Origin of the sequence: Rhodoferax sp., assembly GCF_028715765.1 — a bacterium.
Lineage (GTDB): Bacteria > Pseudomonadota > Gammaproteobacteria > Burkholderiales > Burkholderiaceae_C > Rhodoferax.
In genome coordinates this window covers 34,224-57,417 of the sequence record NZ_JAQURE010000009.1, presented here as the reverse complement: position 1 = coordinate 57,417, position 23,194 = coordinate 34,224, and the positions used below count along the sequence as shown (strand labels likewise).

Sequence of the window (23,194 nt, the reverse complement as noted above, 5' to 3'; positions counted from 1 at the left end):
ACAACTGAGGGTGTGGGCTTCGCGTTACAGGCAAAATTGGCTCCTTGATCAAACATGCACCATGAGGATAACCAGAATATGACCGCACGCAACACACCCTTTCAAATCACCATAGAGCCCAGCGGCAGAAGTTTTACCGTCACCGAGGCAGACACCCTGCTGGCGGCGGGCATTGCCCAAGGCATCAACCTGCCCTACGGCTGCAAAGATGGTGCCTGCGGCTCATGCAAGTGCAAAAAAATCAGTGGCCACATCACCCACGGCACACACCAAAGCAAAGCCTTGAGCGACCTAGAAGAAGCCCAGGGCTATGTGTTGACCTGCTGCGCCACTGCGCACAGCGACGTGGTGCTGGAGTCGCGCCAGGTGACCGCTCAAAATGCCTTCCCCATCAAAAAAATGCCGACCCGTGTGACCGTGCTTGAAAAAAAATCGCCCGACGTGATGCGCATGGTGTTGCAACTGCCTGCCACCGAGGCGTTTGACTACCATGCGGGTCAATACATCGAATTTTTGCTGCGCGACAACGTTCGCCGCAGCTACTCCATGGCTTGCGCGCCGCATTTGATCAAGCAGGGGCTAGAGCTCCACATTCGCCACATGCCGGGTGGCAAATTCACAGATCAGGTGTTTGGCAGCATGAAAGAGCGCGACATCATGCGCATTGAAGGCCCCTATGGCAGCTTTTACCTGCGCGAAGACAGCGCCAAGCCCATCATTCTGTTGGCCTCAGGCACCGGTTTTGCCCCCATCAAAGCGCTCATTGAGCACATGCAATTTACCAACATCACCCGCCCCACCACGCTTTACTGGGGCGGGCGCAGACCCCATGATTTGTATTTGAATGACTGGGTAGAAGCCAAACTGACCGAACTACCCCAGCTGCGCTATGTGCCCGTGGTGTCTGATGCCTTGCCCGAAGACGGCTGGCACGGTCGCACCGGTTTTGTTCACCAGGCGGTATTGCAAGATTTTCCTGACCTGTCCGGCTTTCAGGTCTACGCCTGCGGCGCGCCGATTGTGGTGGAGTCTGCACACAAAGATTACTTTCAGGCTGGTTTGCCTGACAGTGAATTTTTTGCAGATTCATTCACCTCAGAAGCTGACAAGTAAAAGTTGCCACTGAGGCGGCGCGTAGCTTCTCCACACAGTTCTCCAAGCTTGCGGCTGGGTTGGTGTCAAGAGCCTGCTCAAACAGAGGATCTTTTCACCCTTTTGACAGCATGACGCATGCGCTCCAAGTCCTGAACCAAGGCTTTTGAGTAAGCAGCATACTGCCCATTCAAAATTTGGTGGGAATGCATCAATTTGTCGGCCTTGTACAAAGCCACCACGTTGGAGGCGGCGTAATGAAACATTTTGTGGTGCCCCATCAGGGCAGTAAAACCAGGGTAATGTCCCAAATGCGCCTTGCCTGGGCCGTGCAACCAACGACCTAAATCACAACGGTCATCGAAGCAAATCACGTCGGGTGAAAAGTCTTCGTTGGACTGGCCTTTCAAATACGCTTGCAAACGGTATTTCCAGTTTTGATGCGCTGCCATGGCAGCATCGACGTCAAAGTCGTTGAGCGCTTGCGCGGCCAATGGCGTCAGGATGCGCTGACTCGGCTTGGAAAACTTAGCGGGGTTGAGGTATTTTTTTAACGATCCAATCACTTGTGTTCCAACGTATTCAAAAAAAGGGATGAATTCAATACCGTGCGTGACACCCGTCAAGCCGGCATGAGGCTCGACCACAAGGCGACGCACGGTGAGTTCTTTTGTCATATTTGGATGTTAAAGAACTTAACTTTCAGGAAAAAATTCAAACCAAAACTGCGAACGAAGAAGCGGAACTTGTTGTCACATTTGACATTTTTTCACCTGGGCATGCGCCCACTGGATCTCATCGGGCGCGCGTAACCAGAGCCATCCAGGAACGAGAGACGATACAAAGCTTTACCTATTTAAGCCTGCCATAAGCCACAACGCAGGCTTTTTCGGGCACATTACGGGTTTTGAATTGCAGCCTTTCCTCAGCCTGAGACACACCATGACCACAGCCACCTCGCCATGCACCTTTCTAACCAACCGAAGCTTGCGTTGGTGCGCCGTCACTGCCACTTTTCTGGCAGGCTGCACCACCACCCCGCTACCCCCCATGGCACCCCCACCCAAACCAGCGCCGGTATTGCCCCCGGTGGTGATCATTGCACCACCACCCACCCCTGCCCTGGTCTCACAAGCGCGCAGCCCGCGTGACTACCGCATGGACGCCGCCGCCCACCTGTATGGCAAAAACCAAAACCGTGTGTACCGCGGCAAAATGCCGCCCTTGCTTTACGCCGTGGGCGTGCTGCAAGTTGAAGTCAACAGCCAAGGCCGGGTCACCAGCACCAGCTGGATGCGTGCCCCCAAACACGCCCCCGAAGTAATGGCCGAAATTGAACGTACCGTGCGTCAAGCCGAACCCTACCCCGCCCCGGTGCGCATGGGTCGGGTCACCTACACCGACACCTGGCTCTGGCACAAAAGCGGTCTATTCCAACTCGACACCCTCACCGAGGGTCAAATGTAAAACCGCTGGGCGCAGGCCGACGCGCCCTGAAACCCAAGGCTGGTTTGTCAGAAAACCAGCCACCCCGCGGTGTAAAGTATTTGCCATAGGACTTACGCAAAATTGCTCCAACTAGGCGCCCCGACGGAGACAGTACAAGCGTACGGCAAGTCGGGGCAACAACGTTGGTGCGGTTTTGCGTAAGTCCTGTGCCATTTATTTCAACCGGAGACCCTGATGAGCAAACAACTATCCGCCGCCGAACAAGCCTTGGGCGATGCCTCGCGCGACTACCACCGCCTGCCGACCCGCGGCAAAATTTCGGTCAACGCCACCAAACCCCTGTTCAACCAGCGCGACCTGGCGCTGGCCTACTCCCCTGGCGTGGCCTACCCGTGCCTGGACATTCAAGCCAACCCTGACCTGGCTTATGAGTTCACCAGCCGTGGCAACCTGGTGGGCGTGGTGACCAACGGCACCGCCGTGCTGGGTTTGGGCGACATTGGTCCGCTGGCGGGCAAGCCGGTGATGGAAGGCAAAGGCTGCCTGTTCAAGAAATTTGCCGGCGTGGACGTGTTTGACATTGAGCTGGCCGAGCGCGACCCCGACAAACTCATCGAGATCATTGCCGCGCTGGAGCCCACCCTGGGCGGCATCAACCTCGAAGACATCAAAGCACCCGAGTGTTTTTACATTGAAGAAAAGCTCAAAGCCCGCATGGGCATTCCGGTGTTTCACGACGACCAGCATGGCACTGCCATCATCAGCAGCGCCGCACTGGTGAACGCGCTGGAGCTGGTGGGCAAAGACATTGCAGCCGTCAAAGTGGCAGTCTCTGGCGCAGGCGCAGCAGCGCTGGCCTGCCTGAACGTGATGGTGGGTTTGGGCGTGCAAGAAAAAAATGTCTACCTTTGCGACTCCAAAGGCGTGGTCTACCTGGGTCGTCCAGGGGGTTACGACCACTCCAAAGCCCGCTTCGAGAAAGACACCAGCGCCCGCACGCTGGCCGATGCGGTCAACGGCGCCGACGTGTTCCTGGGCTGCTCTGCCGCCGGGGTGCTGACGCAAGACATGGTCAAAACCATGGCGGCCAGCCCAATCATCCTGGCGCTGGCCAACCCCGAGCCCGAGATTCGCCCCGAGCTGGCCAAAGCCGTGCGGCCAGACTGCATCATTGCCACCGGCCGCTCGGACTACCCGAACCAGGTCAACAATGTGCTGTGTTTCCCGTACATCTTTCGCGGTGCGCTGGACTGCGGTGCGACCCAGATCACCGATAGCATGAAGCTGGCCTGTGTGCGCCAAATTGCCGACTTGGCCAAGGCCGACATCAGTGAAGAAGTGGCGCACGCCTACGCTGGCCAAGAGCTGGCCTTTGGCCCAGACTTCATCATCCCCAAACCCTTTGACTCGCGCCTGATCTTGCGCATTGCCCCGGCGGTGGCGGCCGCGGCTGAAGCCTCTGGCGTGGCCAAACGCCCGATCAAGGACATGGACGCTTACCGGCGCGAACTCTCGCGCTTTGTTTACTCCACCGGCATGCTGATGGAGCCGGTGTTCAACGCCGCCCGGCTGGCACCAGCCGCTGCCAAGCGCGTGGCCTATGCCGAAGGCGAAGACGAGCGCGTGCTGCGTGCGGCTCAAATCGTCATCGAAGGTGGCCTGGCACGCCCCATTTTGATTGGCCGCCCAGCGGTGATGGAAGCCCGCATTGCCAAAGCTGGCCTGCGCCTGCAACTGGGCAAAGATGTCGATGTGATCAACCCCGAAGACGACCCGCGTTTCAGGCAATATTGGGAAACCTACCACCAGCTCAAAGGCCGCGACGGTGTCAGCCCCGAGGCCGCCAAAGCCGCCGTGCGCCGCAGCACCACCACCATTGCAGCACTCAGCGTCAAACTGGGCTACGCCGATGCCATGCTGTGCGGCATGCATGGCCGCTTTGACGTGCACCTGGACCACGTGCGCGATGTCATTGGCTACGCCCCGGGCATCAGTAACTTTGCCACGCTCAATGCCCTGATGCTGGAGCACCACAGCCTGTTTGTGGCCGACACCTATGTCAATGAAGACCCCAGCGCCGAGCAACTGGTGCACATTGCGCAAATGGCTGCGGTTGAAGTCAAACGCTTTGGCCTGCAGCCCAAAGTGGCGTTTTTGTCACATTCCAACTATGGCTCGTCCTCGCGCGCTTCGGCGCGCAAAATGCGCGCCGCACGCGACTTGTTCAAAGCCGCTTGTCCAGACGTTGAATGCGACGGCGAAATGCAAGGCGACACCGCGTTGTCTGAAGAAATTCGCCACGCCACGCTGCAAGACTGCACCCTCAGCGGCTCGGCCAACATCCTGATTTGCCCCAACCTGGATGCCGCCAACATTTTGTTCAATGTGCTCAAAATGACTGGCAGCAACGGCGTCACCGTTGGCCCCATCCTGCTGGGTGCAGCCGCCACCGCCCATGTGCTCAACCCGTCAAGCACCGTGCGCCGCGTGGTCAACATGACCGCCCTGGCCGTGGCAGATGTCAACGCAATGCGCTGATGCCGCACAACTGATGCTGAGCTAAGACCACGCCAATCCCACGAAAAATTGGCGTGGTCTTTTTTTTGGGGTGAAGGTGAGAGTGAGGGTTTAACCCGGCAGGGCGACTGGACTCAAAGATTTATAAGAAAACAGCCTCTAGAGCATATCCAAAAAGCGTGAGCAGCTATGAATTTTGGTCACTTTACAACGCACCATCCACGCAGATAAGGCGTGGTGGTTGGGTCAGGTGACCGGGCTTTGGGGGTAAAAGCGCGCGAACCTGACCCAGCCGCCGCGCCGTGCCAGAGCCACCAAAGCACCAGGGCAGCCAGAGACACCCCCACAGCAGCCGCACCTGAAAAATCACACCGCTGCGACCCACACCCACCCAATGCCCATGAATTGACGGGGTGTTTGGCGCGTGCCCAGGCCTTTTGCCAAGCGCTTGTTTCACAATGTCATCACCATCACGCATTCGACATTCTCACCACCATGACCGCACTCAATGTGTTGGGCACACCCCTTGTGCCTTGCTCTTACGACCCCCTCACCGGCTATTTTCGTGACGGCTGCTGCCACACCGACGCGCAAGACCACGGCACCCATGTGGTGTGCGCCCGCATGACGCGTGAGTTTCTTGACTTCTCGCTGGCCCAGGGTAACGACTTGATCACAGCGCGACCTGATCATCGCTTTGCCGGGCTCAAACCCGGTGACCGCTGGTGCTTGTGCGTGCTGCGCTGGCTTGAAGCACTGCAGGCGCAGGTGGCACCGCCGGTTGAATTGCGCAGCACGCACATCAAGGCGCTGGAGCGCGTCACACTGGCGCAACTGCAAGCCCATGCCACCGAATTGAGCCCTGACTGACATGACCACTGCCACCCCTTCTCGACCCACCCTGGTGGCCTGGCTCGGCTACGGCGGCTTGCTGCCCTTTGTGGCCACAGCGCTGGTGAGCTGGCTTGAGCCAAACCACCGCAGTTTTTGGCAAGACATGCTGGTGGGCTATGGCGCTGTCATTTTGAGTTTTGTCGGGGCGCTGCACTGGGGCTTTGCCATGGTGCACCCTGACACTGCTGGCAAATCAATGAACGGCATGTATGCCTGGAGCGTGATGCCGTCCTTGCTGGGTTGGGCGGCGCTGCTGGTGCACCCGGGTGCAGCGGTCACCTTGCTGATGGCCGGTTTTTTGGCGCAATACCGACAAGATGTGCGTCTGACACGGGTGCTGGCCTTGCCGCCTTGGTACCTCCCCCTGCGCTTGCAGCTGACGTTAGTGGCCTGTGCCTGCCTGGCATCGGTCTACGTGTTAACGCCCAACGCGCCACCCAGTTTGCTCAACGCCTGAGTTTGAGCCATAAAAAAAACGAGCCGCAGCTCGTTTTTTTAAAGTGAGCAACCAGGAATTACTTCTTGGTTTCCATCATTTTTTTGCATTCAGCTTTCATCTTGTCATCAGCTTTTGCATCCATCTTTTTGCAAGCTGCCATTTTTTCTTCCATGGCCTTGGCATCTTTCATGGCACCGCCATGAGAAGCTGCAAAAGAACCCGTGGCAAACGCAGCCAAAACCAAAGCAGACAATAATTTCGTCATACCAGCTCTCCAAGTGAATCTATGAAACGCCCAAACCGAGCGCAGAAATAATGTACCGCAGCCTGAAAAAATTGAACTTTGTAGCGCCTCAAAGGCTTGTCCAAGCTGGGCTTATTGCCCGGGGGCTGATGCTGTGCCTTGGGCTGGCGTGTGCCAGCCCACACAGCCAAGCTGCCCCACGCACACCGCGTGATGATGCCGAAGTCTTGGCGCGCTTGCCAACGCGGCCTGGCGATGCGTCCACCCAGCACCTGGCTGCCTTGCGTGCGCAAGTGGCTCAAACCCCAACCGATGCCGAAGCCACCCGTGCCTTGGCACAGGCCTACTTTGACCAAGCCATGGCGCAAGGCGACCCGCGCTACATTGGCTATGCGCAGGCCAGCCTGCAGCCCTTTGCCAAAACCATGACGGCTGAGTTGCTGCTGGTGCGTGGCCAGCTCAAGCAATACAGCCACCAATTCGAGGCCGCCTTGGCCGACTTTGCCGCGGCACTGCAAGCCAACCCACAATTAGCGCAAGCCCAGGCCTGGCGCGGTGCCATTTTTTTGGTGCAGGCCAACTACCCGGCAGCCCGTGAAGTGTGTCAAGCCCTGCACAGCCTGGGGCGCACCGCCTTGGGCGGTGCGTGTCAGGGCTTGCTGCAGGCCTACACCGGTGACCTGGGTCGCGCCCAAGCCACTTTGCAGCAGGCCTTGAACGTCAGCACAGATGCGGACAGCCAGCTTTGGCTGCACACCCGCCTGGGTGAAGTGGCGCATTGGCGCGGCCAGCCCGTTCAAGCCGAGCAGCATTTCAAAGCCGCCTTGGCACTGGGGCTGGACGACGGCTACCTGCTGGCCGCCTGGAGCGACTTTTTGCTTGACACGGCGCGCCCCGCTGAAGTGGTGCAGTTGCTCAAACCCTGGGAAGCCTCCGACAGCCTGCTGCTGCGCCTGGCGCAAGCCGAGCAGCAGCTCAAACTGCCCGCCGCCGCCGCCCACCGGCAAGCCATGGCCAACCGTTTTGAAGCCGCCCGCTTGCGTGGCGATGTGACCCACCGCGCGGAAGAAGCCCGCTTTGAAATGCACCTGCGCGCCAACCCCCAAGCGGCTTTGACGCTGGCACAGGCCAACTACCAAGTGCAGCGCGAGCCACGCGATGCCCGCATCTTGCTAGAGGCAGCGCTGGCCGCCCAAGCCCCGGCTCAAGCCCAGGCGGCGCTGGACTGGCTGCGCAACAGCGGCTTTGAAGACACCCGCCTGCAAAGCATGGCGCAAACCCTCAACACCCTGACACCATGAGCACCCGGATCCTCTTCTCGCACGCTCTTTCACTCTTGCGCTTGTGCGTGCGCCGCACCTTGACCCTGCTGGCACTTACTCTGGGGCTGACACTGGGCTTGACTGGCCCGGCCAGCGCCCACAAAGCCAGCGACAGTTTGCTGATGTTGAACGTGCAGGGGCAAACCCTCAGCGGCCAGTGGGACATTGCCCTGCGCGACATCGACTTTGCCTTGGGGCTAGACGTTGACGGCAACGGCGACATCACCTGGGGCGAACTGCGCCAGCACCAGACAGCCCTGAACAGCTGGGCGCTGGCCCATTTAAGCCTGCAGCGCGGCGGCGCCTGCACGCTGCAGGTGGCGCAACTGCAAGTTGACGAACACACCGACGGCGGCTATGCCGTGCTGCAGCTAGGCGGCCAATGCCCCAGCGCCACGGCTGATGTCAACCTGACCTACCAGCTGCTGTTTGACCAAGATGCCCTGCACCGCGGCCTGCTGCGCCTGCAGCTCGACGGCCACACCCACACCGCCGTGCTGTCGCCCACGCAACCCAGCCAGACCTTCAAGGCACAGTCGGTCTCCAGCTTCACCCATTTTGTTCAGTACCTGGTGGAAGGCGTGTGGCACATCTGGATGGGGTTTGACCATATTTTGTTTTTGCTCTCGCTGCTGCTGCCCGCGGTACTGGTCATAGAACAGCGCAAATGGGTCGCTGTGCACAGCTTTGGCCAGGCCCTGCATGAAGTTTTATGGGTGGTCACGGCGTTTACCGCAGCACACTCCATCACCCTGACACTGGCCGCACTGCGGCTGGTGGAGCTGCCGTCCAGGCTGGTGGAGTCAACCATTGCGTTGTCGGTGGTGCTGGCCGCGGCCAACAACCTCAAACCCGTCATCACCCAGCGGCGCTGGATGATGGCCTTTGGGTTTGGCCTGATCCACGGCTTTGGTTTTGCCAGCGTGTTGGCCGAGCTGGGCCTGCCGCAAGAGGCGCTGGTGTTGTCGCTGCTGGGCTTTAACCTGGGCGTGGAAGTGGGTCAACTGGCCATTGTGGCGGCGTTTTTGCCGGCAGCTTACTGGCTGCGGCACAGCCGCTTTTACCGTCGCGGCGTGTTTGTGGGTGGCTCGGTGCTGACCCTGCTGCTGGCTGCGGTGTGGCTGGCCGAGCGCGCCTTCAACCTGAAACTCTTATGAACATCAGCGTGGTCTGGTTCAAGCGCGACTTGCGCCTGCACGACCACGCCGCGCTGATGCAAGCCGCTGCCTGCGGCCCGGTGCTGTGCCTGTATGTGATCGAGCCCGGCCTGTGGGCACAGCCCGATGCCGCTCGCCAACACTATGAATTTGTGCTGGAGAGCTTGCGCGAGCTGGCGCGTGCGCTGAAAGCCCTGGGCGGCCGCTTGCACGTGCGCACCGGCGACGTGGTTGCGGTGTTGTCAGAACTGCACGCCCTGCTACCGTTCAACGGCCTTTTTTCGCACGAGGAAACTGGCAACGCTTTCACTTATGCGCGCGACACGGCCGTGGCCCAGTGGTGCCAGCGGCACGCTGTGACGTGGCAAGAGTCGGCCCAGTTTGGCGTGGTGCGCCGCCTGCAAAACCGCAACCTCTGGCACAGCCACTGGGTCACACACACCAGCGCTAAACAGCACCCTTGCCCCGGCACGAGTGCATGTGCAGGCATGGGCATGGGCCTACTGCAGTTTCAGCCCTCGCCCTGGCCCGCCCAGACCGTGCCCGCTGCACAAGACCTGGGGCTGGCGGCGTTTGACCCACCCCGGCGTCAGCGCGGTGGGCGCAGTGTGGGGCTGGCCGTGCTGGATGATTTTTTGCTAGACCGCTGCCGCCATTACCGGGGCGGCATCTCGTCACCCCTGTCGGCGCCTGAGGCCTGCTCGCGCTTGTCACCGTACCTCAGCTTTGGGTGCCTGAGCCTGCGCGAAGTGGTGCAAGCCACCGAGCAAAAGGCGCTTCAACTTCAAGAGCACTCTATGCAAGAAGCAAAAGGGCTAGAGGCATTTTTGAGCCGATTGCATTGGCACTGCCATTTCATCCAGAAGTTGGAGTCTGAGCCCGAGCTGGAGTGGCGCAACGTGCACCGCGGCTACGACGGCCTGCGTGAACCCGACTGGAACCCGGCCCACTTTGCCGCCTTGCAAGCCGGGCGCACCGGCTGGCCGATGGTGGACGCCTGCGTGGCCATGCTGCGTGACACCGGCTGGCTCAACTTTCGCATGCGCGCCATGCTGGTCTCGGTGGCAGCGTACCCGCTGTGGCTGCATTGGCATGAAGTGGGTCAGTGGCTGGCACGCCAATTTTTAGACTATGAGCCCGGCATCCACTGGAGCCAGCTGCAAATGCAAAGTGGCACCACCGGCATCAACACCACCCGCGTCTACAACCCGGTCAAGCAAGCGCAAGACCACGACCCGCGCGGTCTGTTTGTGCGCCGCTGGTGCCCCGCCCTGCGCCACGTGCCCGACAGCTGGCTGCTCGAGCCCTGGAAAATGCCTGAGAGTGTGCAAGCCGCCTGCGGCGTGCGTGTGTGTGCCGATGCACCAGCAGGTGCACCAGACGCCTGGCCGCTGCCGCCCGTCGACCTGGAAGCCGCCACCCGCGCCGCCAAAGACCGCCTGCACAAACTGCGCCGTGCGCCAGAGGTGCGCGCAGGCAAAGCGGCCATAGTGGAAAAACACGCCTCACGCAAAGGGCGCGACAGTGGCACGCGCGCCCCAAACCGCAAGCCCGCTGCAGACAGCCGGCAAATTGGGTTGTTTGATGAGTCCCTCTAACCAGCGCAAAGTACCCAAAACTACCACCTATCCAATGGCTGACCCGCAACGTCCCCATCCACCCAACGTCAATCTGACACTTGCCAGCAAAGTTAATCAATTTCAATAGCTGCTTACGCTTTATCCATAAGCTCTAGAGGCATATTTAGCACACAAAAATCATCTACATGCGCAAGAAATCAGACCTGCCCAGCAAAATTTGCCCCATATGCCACAAGCCCTTTGCCTGGCGTAAAAAATGGGAGCGTGATTGGGACAACGTCAAATACTGCTCAGAGCGCTGCCGCCGCAGTGGCCCTAGCCCTTCAGGAAACCAGCCATGACCACCCTGATTTACTGGTTTAGAAACGACCTGCGCCTGCACGACAACCCGGCCTTGACCCAAGCCTGCGCGCAAGCCAGCGCCGTGCTGCCGGTGTACTGCCTGGGCAGTGCCAGCGCCACCCACAATGGTGAGCCACGCTGGGGCGTGATGCAGCCCAGCGTGCACCGCCAGCGCGTCTTGCTTGACAGTTTGCAAGACCTTGACGCACAACTGCGCCGCTTGGGCAGTGCCTTGACCGTGCTCTACGGCGCCCCGGGTGAGATGCTGCCCAAGCTGGCCCAAGCCCTGAATGTGCGCACCGTGCACTGCGAACACATCGCCGCCACCCATGAACGCTCTGAGGTTGATGGGCTGCAACAAGCGGGGTTGAACGTGGCAAGCCACTGGCAGTCCAGCCTGTTTGAGCCCGCCGCTCTGCCCTTCAAAGTGCCAGACCTGCCCCCGGTTTACACCCAGTTTTGCCAGGCACTCAGCCACGCCCACACGCCCGTGGCAGCACCCCTGCCCGCGCCCACCCAGCTGCCGCCCTTGCCGCGCACCGCGCACGGCTATGCCTGCGTCAACCTGGCGCAGGCACTGGCCAAGCTGGGCGACATCACTCTCGAGCCACGCAGCAGCGTGCCCTATTGGCTGGGCGACTTTGCCGGGGGCGAGCGTGCCGCACTTGGCCACCTGGCACGCTACTTTGCGTCCAACTTGCCGCCCCGCTACAAAGCCACGCGCAACGGGCTCACAGGCACAGACTTTTCCAGCAAAGTGTCACTCTGGCTGGCCTCTGGCGCGCTGTCGGTGCGCCGGCTGCACCAGTCGATGGTTGACTTTGAGCACACGCATGGCACCAACGAGGGCACCGAATGGCTGCAAAAAGAACTGCTGTGGCGCGACTACTTCCGGTTTTTGCACCTGCAGCATGGCGACACCTTGTTCAGGTACCGCGGCCTGCGCGACAAAGTGCCGCCGGTGCACCACGACCCGGCGCAATTCACCCGCTGGTGCCTGGGCCGCACGGGGGAACCCCTGGTGGACGCGGCCATGCATGAACTGCTGGCTACCGGCTACTTGTCCAACCGCCTGCGCCAGGTGGCAGCGAGCTATTTGATTCATGAGTTGGGTGGCGACTGGCGCGCTGGTGCCGCCTGGTTTGAGGCGCAGTTGTTTGACTACGATGTGTACAACAACCAAGGCAACTGGCTCTACATTGCCGGCATGGGATGCGACCCACGTGGCGGGCGCCGCTTCAACGTGGCCAAACAGGCGCATGACCATGACCCGGATCAGCGCTACCAAAAGCTGTGGCAACAAGTTTGAACCCAAGAGCAACATGACCGTGAGACCGTGACCGTGACCGTGAAAGCAAACCTTGCCCCCTATCCAGCGCCAGCCCCAGCCCACACCCTGCGGCTGATTCTGGGCGACCAGCTCAACCCGCTGCACAGCTGGTTTTCAAAAGCAGACACCAGCGTGATCTACGTGCTGATGGAGATGCGCCAGGAAACTGACTACGTGTTGCACCATGCGCAAAAAATCATCGCCATTTTTGCTGGCATGCGCGCGCTGGCACAGCTGCTGCGCGAGACTGGCCACCGCGTGCATTACCTGGCCATTGACGACGCGGCCAACACCCAAAGCCTGACGGACAACTTGAGCGCCCTCATCCGCCACTACGGCGTGCAGGTGTTTCAATACCAAGACCCCGACGAATACCGCCTAGACCAACAATTGCAAGCGTTTTGTGCCTCTAGACCATATGGAATAAGCGCAAGCAGCTCTGCTATTAATAGCAATGAGGGTCAGCGCGTTGACATCAACGCCAGCAGTTGCGGCGTTGACAGCGAACACTTCTACACCCAGCGCCATGAAGTGGCAGAGCTGTTTGCTGGGCGCAAGCAGTGGCTGATGGAGACCTTTTACCGCCACATGCGCAAACGCCACCGCGTGCTGATTGACGGGGCCGACAAGCCCGCCGGTGGCCAATGGAACTTTGACGCCGAGAACCGCAAGCCCTGGAAAGGCTCACCCCCCGAGCCACCCGATTTGCGCCCGCAGCACGACCACAGCGCCCTGTGGGCCAGCATTCAAGCCGCAGGCGTACAGAGCTTTGGCGAGCCCAATGCTGCCAACTTCCGCTGGCCCCTGAACCGCTTGGAGGCCTTGCAGCAGCTTGACCACTTCATCACCCACGCCCTGCCCCACTTTGGCGACTATGAAGATGCCATGAGCCGCAAAGCCATGCGGTTGTTCCACAGCCTGCTCTCTTTTGTGATGAACGTGAAACTGCTCAACCCGCGTGAAGTGGTGCAGCGCGTTGAGGCCGAGTGGCGCGCTGGCCGCGTGGAGCTGGCCGCCGCTGAAGGCTTTATCCGCCAGGTGATTGGCTGGCGCGAGTATGTGCGCGGCATTTACTGGGCGCAAATGCCGGGCTATGACGCGCACAACTACTTTGCACACACCAGGCCGCTGCCCCAATGGTTTTGGACGGGCAACACGCGCATGAACTGCTTGGCTGCCGCCATCACCGGCTCGCTGCAAACCGCCCACGCGCACCATATTCAGCGTCTGATGGTGATTGGCAACTTTGCCCTGCTCGCTGGGCTGGATGTGCAGGCGCTGCACCGCTGGTATTTGGGTATTTACATCGACGCGTTTGAGTGGGTGGAGCTGCCCAACACCCTGGGCATGAGCCAGTTTGCCGACGGCGGCCTGCTGGCCACCAAACCCTATGTGTCAAGCGCCGCCTACATTGACCGCATGAGCGACTACTGCAAAGGCTGCGCCTATGACAAAAAACAGCGCCTGGGGGACTCTGCCTGCCCGTTCAATGCGCTGTACTGGGACTTTTACCAGCGCAACGCCGACAAACTGGAACGCAACCCGCGCATCGGCATGGCCTACCGCCAGCTGGCCAAAATGCCGCCAGAAGAACTAGCCGCGCTGCAAGCCCAGGCCAGCGCCACACGCCAGCGGCTTGATGCGCTTTGAGAGCTCAAAGCCTGCCCCTATCCCTGCCTTCCCCCAAAGGGGGAAGGAGTGAAGATATGCGATTGACTAAATGCTGCGCATAGGTTTTTGCAAGCTCACGGGCATTTGCAGGGTCTGCATGTCCCACTGCTCCAGCACCAACACCGCATGCAAGCACTCCTCAAGCGCAGCGTGGGCGCGTTGCGCGTCTGACGCAATGCGCTGATGCACGGCCACGTCGGTATCGGTTTGGTTCAGGCAGTCTTGTTGGTAAGCAAACAAATCACGCAAGCCAATCAGATGTTTAGCCACCTGGGCGGGGCAGGCACACTGGTAAATCAGCGACTGATCCAGAATGTGACTGAGCTGTTTGTCTGAAAATTGGGTCTTCAAAATCATTCCTTGGGGACGGGTTGAATGTGCGCACAAGCCACCGGCTTGGCAAAACCTTTGACCTGAATGGCCTCGGTCATGGGCGTGTTGACAAAATCAAAATGTGCCTTGGCAGCAGTGTCTTGGGTCGCCAAAATCTCGCCGCCAGCAGCCAAAGCGCAGAGCCTGGCGGCCACGTGCACATGCTTGCCAATCACATCAAAGTGCACATGCTCATGGGTGCCCAAAATGCCAGTCAGCACCAGCCCATCGCTCAAGCCAATGCCAATGCCGATCGCATCTGCCCGATTCGTGCACTGAATGGCTTGGGCGCATTTCAAGGCCAAATGGCAGCGTGCAGCACCCTCAAACACCGCCAACAGCCCGTCGCCCGTGGTTTTGACCACCATGCCGTCATGGGCACGAATCAGCCGGGCTTGTTCGCCCAAAATGCGGTTGAGCCGGACAAAATAATCTTGCGCGGTCGACGCCACAATGTGGCGAGACGAGTCGCGGATGTCGGTGAACATCACCGTCATGTCAAACAGTTCTGCATGGCCGGGCTCGGGGTGCTTGAAAATGCGGCGCAAACCACCGGTGGGCAAAAACCGCAACAGGTTCAGGTGCTCTGAGTTGAGTTTTCTGGCCAAGTTTTGCCTGGCCATCTCGTCTTGAATTTGCCGGGCAAGCGCATCAGGGTCAATCGGTTTTTCAATCAACCCCTGAATATGGCCTGCCTTGCGCAATGGCTCCAAGGCTCTTTTTTCAGTGCCGGGGCTCACGATCACCAGCACCTGCGTGGTCGGGCAGACGTGTTTCAAGTGCGCTAATAAATCAGCCGGTGGTGCGTCGGTGGCATGGTGGTTGAGCAACAAAATGGCGCTGCACTGTGCCGATGGTGCCAGCTGTATGTCGGCCAAGCTCGCGTGCACGTGCAAAGCGCAGCCCTCAAGCCGCACCATGCGCTCGACCAGCAGTGAGCGGGTGTAGGCGTTGCTGTCGGCAATCAATAAATGGTTTTGCGATGGCATAAGGTCTGGGTAATCATGAGGTGAGCAGTCAGCAATGATTATTGCGCTTTGAGCCGTGTTTCATCACCCTGCTTGTCTGCAAACCCCTAGCACGCGGACTGCTGCCACGCCCACCCCCATATCGCCTAGACTGCAGCGCTTGACTGAACATTCAGCACACACCATGAACACATTTCCAGACGGTTTTCGCGCCTTGGTGCTTGGCGCATCAGGCGGCATTGGGCAGGCTTTTGTAGCGCTGCTGCAAGCCAACCCACGCTGCAGCGAGGTGATCGGGCTGCACCGCAAGTCTGCGCCTAGCCTTGACTTTGACGACGAGGCCAGCATCGCCAACGCCGCTGACGCCTTGCGCGCAGGTGGCAAGTTTCACCTGATCATCAATGCCGCTGGCGTGCTGCACACCGCCGGTTTCATGCCTGAGAAAAAACTCGGTGACCTGAGTTATGCCCAATTAGAGACCACCTTTCGCGTCAACACCTTTGGCCCAGCCTTGGTGCTGCGCCATTTCGCTGCGCTGCTCGATGCCCAGCGCAGTGTGCTGGCCCTGCTGTCGGCCAAAGTGGGCAGCATCGAAGACAACCGCCTGGGCGGCTGGTACAGCTACCGCGCCTCCAAAGCGGCGCTCAACATGCTGCTGAAAACTGCCGCCATTGAGGTCAAGCGCAGCAACCCACAGGCGGTGCTGGTCAGCCTGCATCCTGGCACCGTCAACAGTGCCTTGTCCAAACCTTTCAAGGGTGAACAAATTGGCCGCCAAGCCATGCTGGCTGTGCATGAGATGCTGCAAACTTTAAACAGCTTGACCCCTGCCGACACCGGCTCTTTTGTGGCTTATGACGGCGCACGCTTGCCTTGGTAAAGCGCTGAAAAAGCCCTTTGCAGAACGGCAGTTGCCGGAACCCAAGGGCAATAAACCGTGGCCTGCGGCATGGCTTTGAGTTACCGACAATCAGCCTCTTCTTATTTAACGTTTGAGTTTTTTCATGAACCGACACCTCTGGCTTTTGGCCATTTGCCAAGGCCTTTTTTTGACCAACAACGTCACCTTCATTGCCATCAATGGGCTGGTGGGCTTGAGCTTGGCACCGCTGGGCTGGATGGCCACCCTACCGGTGATGGGTTATGTGGTGGGAGGCGCCTTTTCCACCAGCCTGGTGGCCCAAACCCAGCAACGCTACGGCCGTAAAACATCGTTCCAAATGGGGCTGGTGGTGGCTTGCCTGAGCGCCCTGCTGTGCGCCTATGCCGCCTGGAGCCGCAACTTTTGGCTGTTGTGCGCTGCCACGCTGGTGGCCGGCTACTACAACGCCAACGCCAATTTGTACCGCTTTGCCGCCGCCGAGCTGGCCAATGCCGGTGCCAAAGAAAAAGCGGTCTCGATGGTGATGGCCGGTGGGCTGATTGGCGCGGTGGCCGGCCCCAACTTGGCCGCCCAAACCCGCGCTCTGACTGCGGTGCCGTTCATGGGCGCTTATCTGGCCCTGGCCGTGGTAGCGCTGCTGTCTATGCTGGTGCTGGCCTTCATCACTTTTCCCCCGGCGCCTGCGCCCTCGCACCACAGCCAAGGTCGCACGCTCAAAGAGATCATGCGCCAACCTGCCTTCATGGTGGCTGCCGCCTGCGGGGCACTGGGTTTTGGGGTGATGAACCTGCTGATGGCGGCCACACCACTGGCCATGCAGCAGTGCAGTTTGCCGTTTTCTGATGTGGCTTTGGTGCTGGAGTGGCACGTGATTGGCATGTTTGCGCCGGGCTTTTTCACCGGGCATTTGATCAAACGCTTTGGCGTGCTGCCCATTATGGGTGTGGGTGTGGTGCTGAATGCGGCGTGCATTGGCATTGCGCTCACGGGCGTGGATTTGCATCAGTTTTTGATTGCCTTGTTTTTGCTGGGCGTGGGCTGGAACTTTTTGTTCACCGGCAGCACCACCTTGTCGCTGCAAACCTACACCCCGCAGGAAAAAGACCGGGCGCAAGGTGCGCTCAATTTCTTTGTGTTTGCCACCACCGCGCTGAGTTCATTGGCCTCTGGCGTGCTGGTCACCACCCAAGGCTGGCTGTGGCTCAACGCCGGGTCTATGCTGCCCGTGCTGCTGACCGGGGCGGCTATTGTTTGGCTGGCAACCCGGCCAGCGGCGCAACGGGGTTGAAGCAGCCTCACTCCACCGTCACGCTCTTGGCCAAGTTGCGCGGTTTGTCAACGTCGGTGCCACGGGCACAGGCGGTGTGGTAAGCCAGCAGCTGCAGCGGCACCACGTGCAGCATGGGCGAGAGTTCGCCATAGTGCTCGGGCATGCGGATCACGTGCACGCCTTCGCTGCTCTCAATCTGGCTGTCGGCATCGGCCAGCACATACAGCACGCCGCCACGGGCGCGCACTTCATGCATGTTGCTTTTGAGTTTTTCCAGCAGCACGTCATTGGGTGCCACGGTCACCACCGGCATGGCACTGGTCACCAGCGCCAACGGGCCGTGTTTGAGCTCACCAGCGGGGTAAGCCTCGGCGTGGATGTAGCTAATTTCCTTGAGCTTGAGCGCGCCTTCCAGCGCAATGGGGTAATGCAAGCCGCGCCCCAAAAACAGCGCATTTTCTTTGGCTGCAAAGTCTTGCGCCCAGGCCATCACTTGCGGCTCTAGCGCCAGCACCGCCTGCAGCGCAGCCGGCAAGTGGCGCATGGCGTTGATGTGGCGTGCCTCTTCGGCATCTGACAGCAAGCCGCGCGACTGCGCCAACGCCAGGGTCAGCAAAAACAAGCCCGCCAGCTGTGCGGTAAAGGCTTTGGTGCTGGCCACGCCAATTTCAACTCCGGCGCGGGTGATGTAGGCCAGCTCGCACTCGCGCACCATGGCGCTGGTGGCCACGTTGCAAATGGTCAGGGTGTGCGGCATGCCCAGGCTTTGCGCGTGGCGCAGGGCAGCCAGCGTGTCGGCGGTTTCGCCAGACTGCGTGATGGTGACCACCAGCGTGCGCGCATTGGGCACCGAGTCGCGGTAACGGTATTCGCTGGCCACTTCCACCTGGGTCGGGATTTTGGCAATGGACTCCAACCAGTATTTGGCGGTGCAGCCGCTGTAAAAACTGGTACCGCAGGCCAGAATCAACACCGAGTCGATGTCTTTGAACACGCGCGCGGCGCTGGCTTGTGCGCCGTCAAACAGCTCGGGCACGATGCTGTCGACGCCTTGCAGGGTGTCGGCAATGGCGCGTGGCTGCTCAAAAATTTCTTTTTGCATGTAGTGGCGATACGGCCCCAGCTCGGCCGCGCCGCTGTGGGCGTGCACGGTTTTCACCGGGCGCTGGGCGGCGCTCAGTGGCTTGAAGGCCTTGTCCACCAGCCAGTATTTGCCCAGCTGAATATCGGCCACATCGCCCTCTTCCAGGTAAACAATCTGGTCGGTCACACCGGCCAGCGCCATGGCATCGCTGGCCAGGTAGTGCGACTGGCCGTCCACCCCCACGCCCAAAATCAAAGGGGAACCAGCGCGCGCACCTATCAAGCGCTGCGGCTCGTCCTTGCAAAACACGGCAATGGCATACGCCCCGCGCAGGCTGCCAATGGCCACCTTGACCGCTTCAAACAAGTCACCGTCGTACAGGCTGTCAATCAGGTGGGCAATGACCTCGGTGTCGGTCTGGCTTTGAAACACATAGCCTTTGGCTTGCAGGGCGGCGCGCAAGGCGTCGTGGTTTTCAATGATGCCGTTGTGCACCAGCGCCACGCGGCCCGGCTTGCTGTAGGCATCAGCGCCCGGGCCGTGGCTGAAGTGCGGGTGCGCGTTGTGCACAGCGGGCGCGCCATGCGTGGCCCAGCGGGTGTGGGCAATGCCGGTGCTGCCTTCCAGGTGCGTGGTGGCAATTTGGTCCATCAGCTCTGACACCCGCGCCGTGCTGCGCGCACGCTGCAAACCGTTGGCGTAAACCGCTACGCCGCAGGAGTCGTAGCCGCGGTACTCCAGCCGAGCCAAGCCCTGTACCAGAATGGGAACGATGTTTTGGTTGGAAACGGCGCCGACAATGCCACACATAAAGACTGCTCCATGAAAATGAAAATTGCATCGTAGTGACTTCACTATGAAATAAGCAGTCTATTTTTTGGTTTTTTAGTTTTTAAATTTCACAAAATGAACTGTGTGATTTAATATTCCAAATAAATTTATTTTTTGAATGAAAACTTCACTCTCTTTGCGCCATTTTTGGCTGGCCTTGGCGGTGGTGGCGGTGTGGGGCAGCAACTTTGTGGTCATCAAACTGGCGCTGGGGCAGATGCCGCCGCTGCTGTTTGCCACGCTGCGTTTTGTGGTGGTGGTGCTGCCCATGGTGTTTTTTCTGAAACGCCCAGCCGTGCCGTGGCGCAACCTGGCGGGCTACGGACTGCTGATTGGTGTGGGGCAGTTTGGCTTGCTGTTTGTGGCCATGAACGGCCACATTTCAGCCGGCTTGGCCTCGTTGGTGATTCAGATGCAGGTGTTTTTCACCATTGGCCTGGCCATGCTGCTGGCGGGCGAGTCTTTGCAAAGGGTGCAACTGTGGGCGCTGGCGCTGGGCGCGGCAGGCCTGGGCGTGATCGTGACCCACACCGACGGCAGCACCACGCTGTTGGGTTTGGGGCTGATTTTGCTGGCTGCGTTGTCTTGGGCGGGCGGCAACTTGGTCAGCCGGGCGGCTGGGCGCATCAACATGGTGGCCTACGTGGTGTGGTCTAGCTTGTTTGCCGTGCCACCGTTGCTGCTGCTGACCTTGTGGATGGAGGGCTGGGAGGTGGTGCTGGGCAGTTTGGCGCAGGCCGATGCGTTCACCTGGGGCGCCGTGGCCTGGCAGGCCTGGGGCAATTCGCTGTTTGGCTATGCCGCCTGGGGCTGGCTGCTGGCGCGCTACAGCGCCGCCACCATCACCCCGATGGCGCTGCTGGTGCCGCTGTTTGGCATGGGCGGCTCGGCCTTGTGGCTGGGTGAAGGCTTGCCCGCCTGGAAGCTGATCGCTGCCGCCCTGGTGCTGAGTGGCCTGGCGCTCAACCTGCTCTGGCCATGGTGGCTGCAGCGGCGCAAGAAATAAGTGACAAATTGGCCTCTAGAGCTTATGAATAGAGCATGAGGTGCTATCAAATACAAGATCATGACCCCTTTCCACCTTGACCCGACCGACCTGCTGCTGCTGCGCCAGCTGCAAAAAGATGCCGCTTTGTCTAACCAGGCATTGGCTGAGCTGGTGCACATTTCACCCCCTACGTGCCTGCGCCGCGTCAAACGGTTGCAAGAGACGGGGCTGATTGAGCGAAAAATTGCGATTCTGAGCGTGGACACCTTGGCCAAGGTGGCCGGGCATGGGCTGAGTGTGGTGGTGGAAATCACGCTAGACCGGCAAGACCAGCACGCGCTGGAGGCGTTTGAGAAAAAAGTGCTGCCAGAAGACGCTGTGCAACAGTGCTACCGGGTCTCGCCCGGACCCGATTTTGTGCTGATCGTCCACGCGGCCAACATGCCCGACTACCTGGCCTTGACCCAGCGCCTGTTCACCACAGACGTCAATGTGCGCAATGTGAAAAGCTTTTTCAGCCTCAAGCGCAGCAAGTTTGGGGCAGCGCTGCCGCTGCCCACGGAAGGACCAGCGTGACGCTGCAACCATTGGCTGGCACGCCTTCAATGGCGACCGTCCCCCCCAACCGCTGCATGATCTTGCGGCAAGTCACCAGCCCCAAGCCCAGCCCGGCAAACTCGCGTGCCGGGTGCAGCTTGCCAAAGACCTTGAACAAGGCTTTGGCTTGCTCAGGCGCAAAACCTACGCCATGGTCGCAAATGCTCAACTGACAGTGCTGCGGGGCTGCTTGCTGCCAGCTCAGTTCCACCACCACCGGGTCACAACCCCGGCTGAATTTGACGGCGTTGTCCAGCACCTGCACCAGCACCTGGCGCAATAGCGCGCTGTCGGCCAGCACCAGCGGCACGTCAGCGGCCAGCTGCCACTGCACCACTTGCTGCGGGTAGCGTGCTGCCACTTCTTGCGCGGCATCTTGCGCCAGTGCTGCCACATCCACCGCTTGCAAGTTGAGCGGCTGCAGCCCCAGCCGCGAGAGCTGTGTCAAGCCTTCCAGCTGGCTGGCCAGCACCTGCGCAGACTGGGTGATCACCCCCAAGTGGCTAGCCGCTTCAGCAGGCATGTCGGGCCAGTCTTCCGCCAAAATTTGCGCGTAGCCGGTGATGTGGCGCAGCGGGGCACGCAAGTCGTGCGAGACGGTGTAAGTAAATTCCTGTAGCTCGGCGCGCGCGTCGTCCAGCTGGCGCTGCAGCTCTGGCAGCGTGTTCACTTCTTGCTTGGCCGTTTCCAGTTGGCAATGCTCACCTGGCGGCCGCGCGCCACGGCCAGCGTGAGCGGCGCGGTGTCTTTGGTGATGGTGGAGCCACCGCCCACCGTGCCGCCCGCGCCAATGGTCACCGGGGCAATCAGCACGCAGTTGCTGCCAATGTGCACATCGGCCTCAATGACGGTGCGGTGTTTGAACGCCCCATCGTAATTGGCGGTGATTGACCCGGCGCCATAGTTGACGCGCTCACCCACCGTGGCATCGCCCAAATAGGCCAGGTGGTTGGCCTTGGCGCCCTTGGCCAGGGTTGAGTTTTTGACCTCCACAAAGTTGCCAATGTGCACCTCAGCCCCCAGCCGGGCGCCCGGGCGCAGGCGGGCAAATGGGCCAATCAAGCTGCCGGCACCTACCTCAATTGCGTCCTTGCTGCCGGGCGCGCCGCCTTCGATGTGGGTAAAGGGGTGAATCACCGCACCGGCCGCAATGCTGACGTTTTTGATGCAGCAGTTGGGGCCAATCTTTACACCCTCGCCCAGGCTGACCTGGCCTTCAAAGACGCAGTTCACGTCAATCGACACATCGGTGGCGCAGCTCAAGCTGCCGCGCACATCCAGCCGCGCCGGGTCGGCCAGGCGCACACCTTGCTCCATGAGCTGGAGCGCGATGCGCTTTTGGTAAGCGCGCTCCAACTCAGCCAGCTGCACCGGGCTGTTGACCCCAGCCACCTGCACCGGGTCCAAAATTTTGTGCGCCACCACCGGCACACCATCAGCCACAGCAAATTTCACAATGTCGGTCAGGTAATACTCGCCCTGGGCATTTTGGTTGTCCAGCCGCGCCAGCCATTTTTTAAGTTGCAGCGCAGGCACCGCCATGATGCCGCTGTAAACCTCGGTGATTTGGCGTTGCGCTGGCGAGGCATCTTTTTGCTCCACGATGGCTTTCACCGCAGCCCCCTCGCGCACAATGCGGCCATAGCCAGTGGGGTCGGCAAAGTCGATGGTCAACAGCGCCAGTTGCTTGCCCGCGCTGGCATCAATGAGTTGCTGCAGCGTGGCGGCTTGCGTCAAAGGCACATCGCCAGAGAGCACCACCACCAAACCATCGTCACGCAGCACCGGCACCGCTTGCTGCACCGCGTGGCCAGTGCCCAACTGCGGCTCCTGACGCACAAAATTCAAGTCAAATTGGCCTGCAGCGCCCGTATTTACTGCCAAAGCAGCTTCTACTTCTGTAGCGCCATGACCGGTAATGACGGTAACTTGGCGGGCATTGAGCAGCGCCGCCGTGTCCACCACATGCTGCAGCAAAGCGCGCCCACCCAGCTGGTGCAGTACTTTGGGCAGCTTGCTTTTCATGCGTGTGCCTTTGCCTGCGGCCATGATGAGCACGTCAATGGGAGCGGTCGAAAAAATGTCTGGGGTGGCGTTCAAGGGAACCTCCGTGGGGTTTTGAGTGTGAGTATGATGGTAGGGAAGCGAAACAAAAGGCGGTGAA

At 60.1% G+C, this 23,194-nt stretch carries 22 protein-coding genes; 15 read left to right on the top strand and 7 right to left on the bottom strand.

What is annotated here, in order from left to right; translation table 11 throughout:
* Positions 1 to 78: 78 nt before the first annotated feature.
* Positions 79 to 1,113, top strand: a complete 1,035-nt coding sequence (locus PHT20_RS05345; protein ID WP_301019735.1) for a CDP-6-deoxy-delta-3,4-glucoseen reductase — start codon at positions 79 to 81, stop codon at positions 1,111 to 1,113.
* A 77-nt stretch (positions 1,114 to 1,190) separates the two neighbouring features.
* Here PHT20_RS05345 and PHT20_RS05340 read toward each other — a convergent pair whose 3' ends face one another.
* Positions 1,191 to 1,769, bottom strand: a complete 579-nt coding sequence (locus PHT20_RS05340; RefSeq protein WP_301019734.1) for a CZB domain-containing protein — start codon at positions 1,767 to 1,769, stop codon at positions 1,191 to 1,193.
* 265 nt (positions 1,770 to 2,034) lie between these two features.
* Here PHT20_RS05340 and PHT20_RS05335 point away from each other — a divergent pair, with 265 nt between their 5' ends.
* The 4 genes from PHT20_RS05335 to PHT20_RS05320 all read left to right on the top strand — a co-directional run bounded on the left by PHT20_RS05335 (position 2,035) and on the right by PHT20_RS05320 (position 6,409).
* Entirely contained in the window at positions 2,035 to 2,559 is a 525-nt protein-coding gene (locus PHT20_RS05335; protein WP_301019733.1) for a hypothetical protein, read from the top strand.
* A gap of 216 nt (positions 2,560 to 2,775) precedes the next feature.
* The gene (locus PHT20_RS05330) at positions 2,776 to 5,079 is read left to right on the top strand and encodes an NADP-dependent malic enzyme (protein ID WP_301019732.1); all 2,304 of its coding nucleotides are present in this window, start codon (positions 2,776 to 2,778) and stop codon (positions 5,077 to 5,079) included.
* A gap of 474 nt (positions 5,080 to 5,553) precedes the next feature.
* The gene (locus tag PHT20_RS05325) at positions 5,554 to 5,928 is read left to right on the top strand and encodes a DUF2237 domain-containing protein (protein ID WP_301019731.1); all 375 of its coding nucleotides are present in this window, start codon (positions 5,554 to 5,556) and stop codon (positions 5,926 to 5,928) included.
* A 1-nt stretch (position 5,929) separates the two neighbouring features.
* Positions 5,930 to 6,409, top strand: coding sequence for a DUF3429 domain-containing protein (locus tag PHT20_RS05320; RefSeq protein ID WP_301019730.1), 480 nt, complete (start codon positions 5,930 to 5,932; stop codon positions 6,407 to 6,409).
* Between the two features lie 58 nt (positions 6,410 to 6,467).
* Here the strand turns inward: PHT20_RS05320 and PHT20_RS05315 are convergent, their stop codons facing one another.
* Positions 6,468 to 6,656: a hypothetical protein gene (locus PHT20_RS05315; RefSeq protein ID WP_301019729.1), complete on the bottom strand. Its 189-nt coding sequence runs from the start codon at positions 6,654 to 6,656 to the stop codon at positions 6,468 to 6,470.
* Positions 6,657 to 6,706: 50 nt separating this feature from the next.
* Here PHT20_RS05315 and PHT20_RS05310 point away from each other — a divergent pair, with 50 nt between their 5' ends.
* The 6 genes from PHT20_RS05310 to PHT20_RS05290 all read left to right on the top strand — a co-directional run bounded on the left by PHT20_RS05310 (position 6,707) and on the right by PHT20_RS05290 (position 14,016).
* Positions 6,707 to 7,936 (top strand): hypothetical protein, encoded by a 1,230-nt coding sequence (locus tag PHT20_RS05310; RefSeq protein WP_301019728.1) that lies wholly within the window; start codon positions 6,707 to 6,709, stop codon positions 7,934 to 7,936.
* Complete coding sequence (locus tag PHT20_RS05305) at positions 7,933 to 9,114, top strand: HupE/UreJ family protein (protein WP_301019727.1); 1,182 nt, start codon at positions 7,933 to 7,935, stop codon at positions 9,112 to 9,114. Before PHT20_RS05310 ends, PHT20_RS05305 begins: the two co-directional genes overlap by 4 nt.
* Positions 9,111 to 10,712, top strand: coding sequence for an FAD-binding domain-containing protein (locus PHT20_RS05300; protein WP_301019726.1), 1,602 nt, complete (start codon positions 9,111 to 9,113; stop codon positions 10,710 to 10,712). The genes PHT20_RS05305 and PHT20_RS05300 overlap by 4 nt, the downstream gene beginning before the upstream one ends.
* Positions 10,713 to 10,879: 167 nt before the next feature.
* Complete coding sequence (locus PHT20_RS16710) at positions 10,880 to 11,035, top strand: DUF2256 domain-containing protein (protein ID WP_366520895.1); 156 nt, start codon at positions 10,880 to 10,882, stop codon at positions 11,033 to 11,035.
* Positions 11,032 to 12,345, top strand: a complete 1,314-nt coding sequence (locus PHT20_RS05295) for a DASH family cryptochrome (protein ID WP_301019725.1) — start codon at positions 11,032 to 11,034, stop codon at positions 12,343 to 12,345. Before PHT20_RS16710 ends, PHT20_RS05295 begins: the two co-directional genes overlap by 4 nt.
* Before the next feature lie 39 nt (positions 12,346 to 12,384).
* Positions 12,385 to 14,016 carry a cryptochrome/photolyase family protein gene (locus PHT20_RS05290; protein WP_301019724.1) on the top strand — a complete coding sequence of 544 codons (1,632 nt, stop codon included), beginning with the start codon at positions 12,385 to 12,387 and terminating at the stop codon, positions 14,014 to 14,016.
* A gap of 66 nt (positions 14,017 to 14,082) precedes the next feature.
* Here PHT20_RS05290 and PHT20_RS05285 read toward each other — a convergent pair whose 3' ends face one another.
* Together PHT20_RS05285 and PHT20_RS05280 are read right to left on the bottom strand one after the other, a co-directional pair.
* Positions 14,083 to 14,388, bottom strand: coding sequence for a hypothetical protein (locus PHT20_RS05285; RefSeq protein ID WP_301019723.1), 306 nt, complete (start codon positions 14,386 to 14,388; stop codon positions 14,083 to 14,085).
* Between the two features lie 2 nt (positions 14,389 to 14,390).
* Entirely contained in the window at positions 14,391 to 15,398 is a 1,008-nt protein-coding gene (locus PHT20_RS05280) for an adenylate/guanylate cyclase domain-containing protein (protein WP_301019722.1), read from the bottom strand.
* A gap of 163 nt (positions 15,399 to 15,561) precedes the next feature.
* On the opposite strand from PHT20_RS05280, the gene PHT20_RS05275 reads away from it, so the two are divergent.
* Positions 15,562 to 16,257, top strand: coding sequence for an SDR family NAD(P)-dependent oxidoreductase (locus PHT20_RS05275; RefSeq protein ID WP_301019721.1), 696 nt, complete (start codon positions 15,562 to 15,564; stop codon positions 16,255 to 16,257).
* 124 nt (positions 16,258 to 16,381) lie between these two features.
* On the top strand, positions 16,382 to 17,548 hold the full coding sequence (locus PHT20_RS05270; RefSeq protein WP_301019720.1) for an MFS transporter: 1,167 nt from the start codon (positions 16,382 to 16,384) through the stop codon (positions 17,546 to 17,548).
* A 7-nt stretch (positions 17,549 to 17,555) separates the two neighbouring features.
* Here the strand turns inward: PHT20_RS05270 and glmS are convergent, their stop codons facing one another.
* Entirely contained in the window at positions 17,556 to 19,424 is a 1,869-nt protein-coding gene (glmS, locus tag PHT20_RS05265) for a glutamine--fructose-6-phosphate transaminase (isomerizing) (RefSeq protein ID WP_301019719.1), read from the bottom strand.
* Positions 19,425 to 19,563: 139 nt separating this feature from the next.
* On the opposite strand from glmS, the gene PHT20_RS05260 reads away from it, so the two are divergent.
* A complete protein-coding gene (locus PHT20_RS05260; protein ID WP_301019718.1) occupies positions 19,564 to 20,451 on the top strand; it encodes an EamA family transporter in 888 nt (295 codons plus the stop codon).
* A 60-nt stretch (positions 20,452 to 20,511) separates the two neighbouring features.
* Entirely contained in the window at positions 20,512 to 21,009 is a 498-nt protein-coding gene (locus tag PHT20_RS05255; RefSeq protein WP_301019717.1) for an Lrp/AsnC family transcriptional regulator, read from the top strand.
* On the opposite strand, the gene PHT20_RS05250 is transcribed toward PHT20_RS05255, so the two are convergent.
* Together PHT20_RS05250 and glmU are read right to left on the bottom strand one after the other, a co-directional pair.
* Positions 20,954 to 21,700, bottom strand: a complete 747-nt coding sequence (locus tag PHT20_RS05250) for an ATP-binding protein (RefSeq protein ID WP_301019716.1) — start codon at positions 21,698 to 21,700, stop codon at positions 20,954 to 20,956. The two genes, PHT20_RS05255 and PHT20_RS05250, sit on opposite strands and share 56 nt — an antisense overlap.
* Complete coding sequence (glmU, locus tag PHT20_RS05245; RefSeq protein ID WP_301019752.1) at positions 21,697 to 23,079, bottom strand: bifunctional UDP-N-acetylglucosamine diphosphorylase/glucosamine-1-phosphate N-acetyltransferase GlmU; 1,383 nt, start codon at positions 23,077 to 23,079, stop codon at positions 21,697 to 21,699. Before glmU ends, PHT20_RS05250 begins: the two co-directional genes overlap by 4 nt.
* Positions 23,080 to 23,194: the final 115 nt, after the last annotated feature.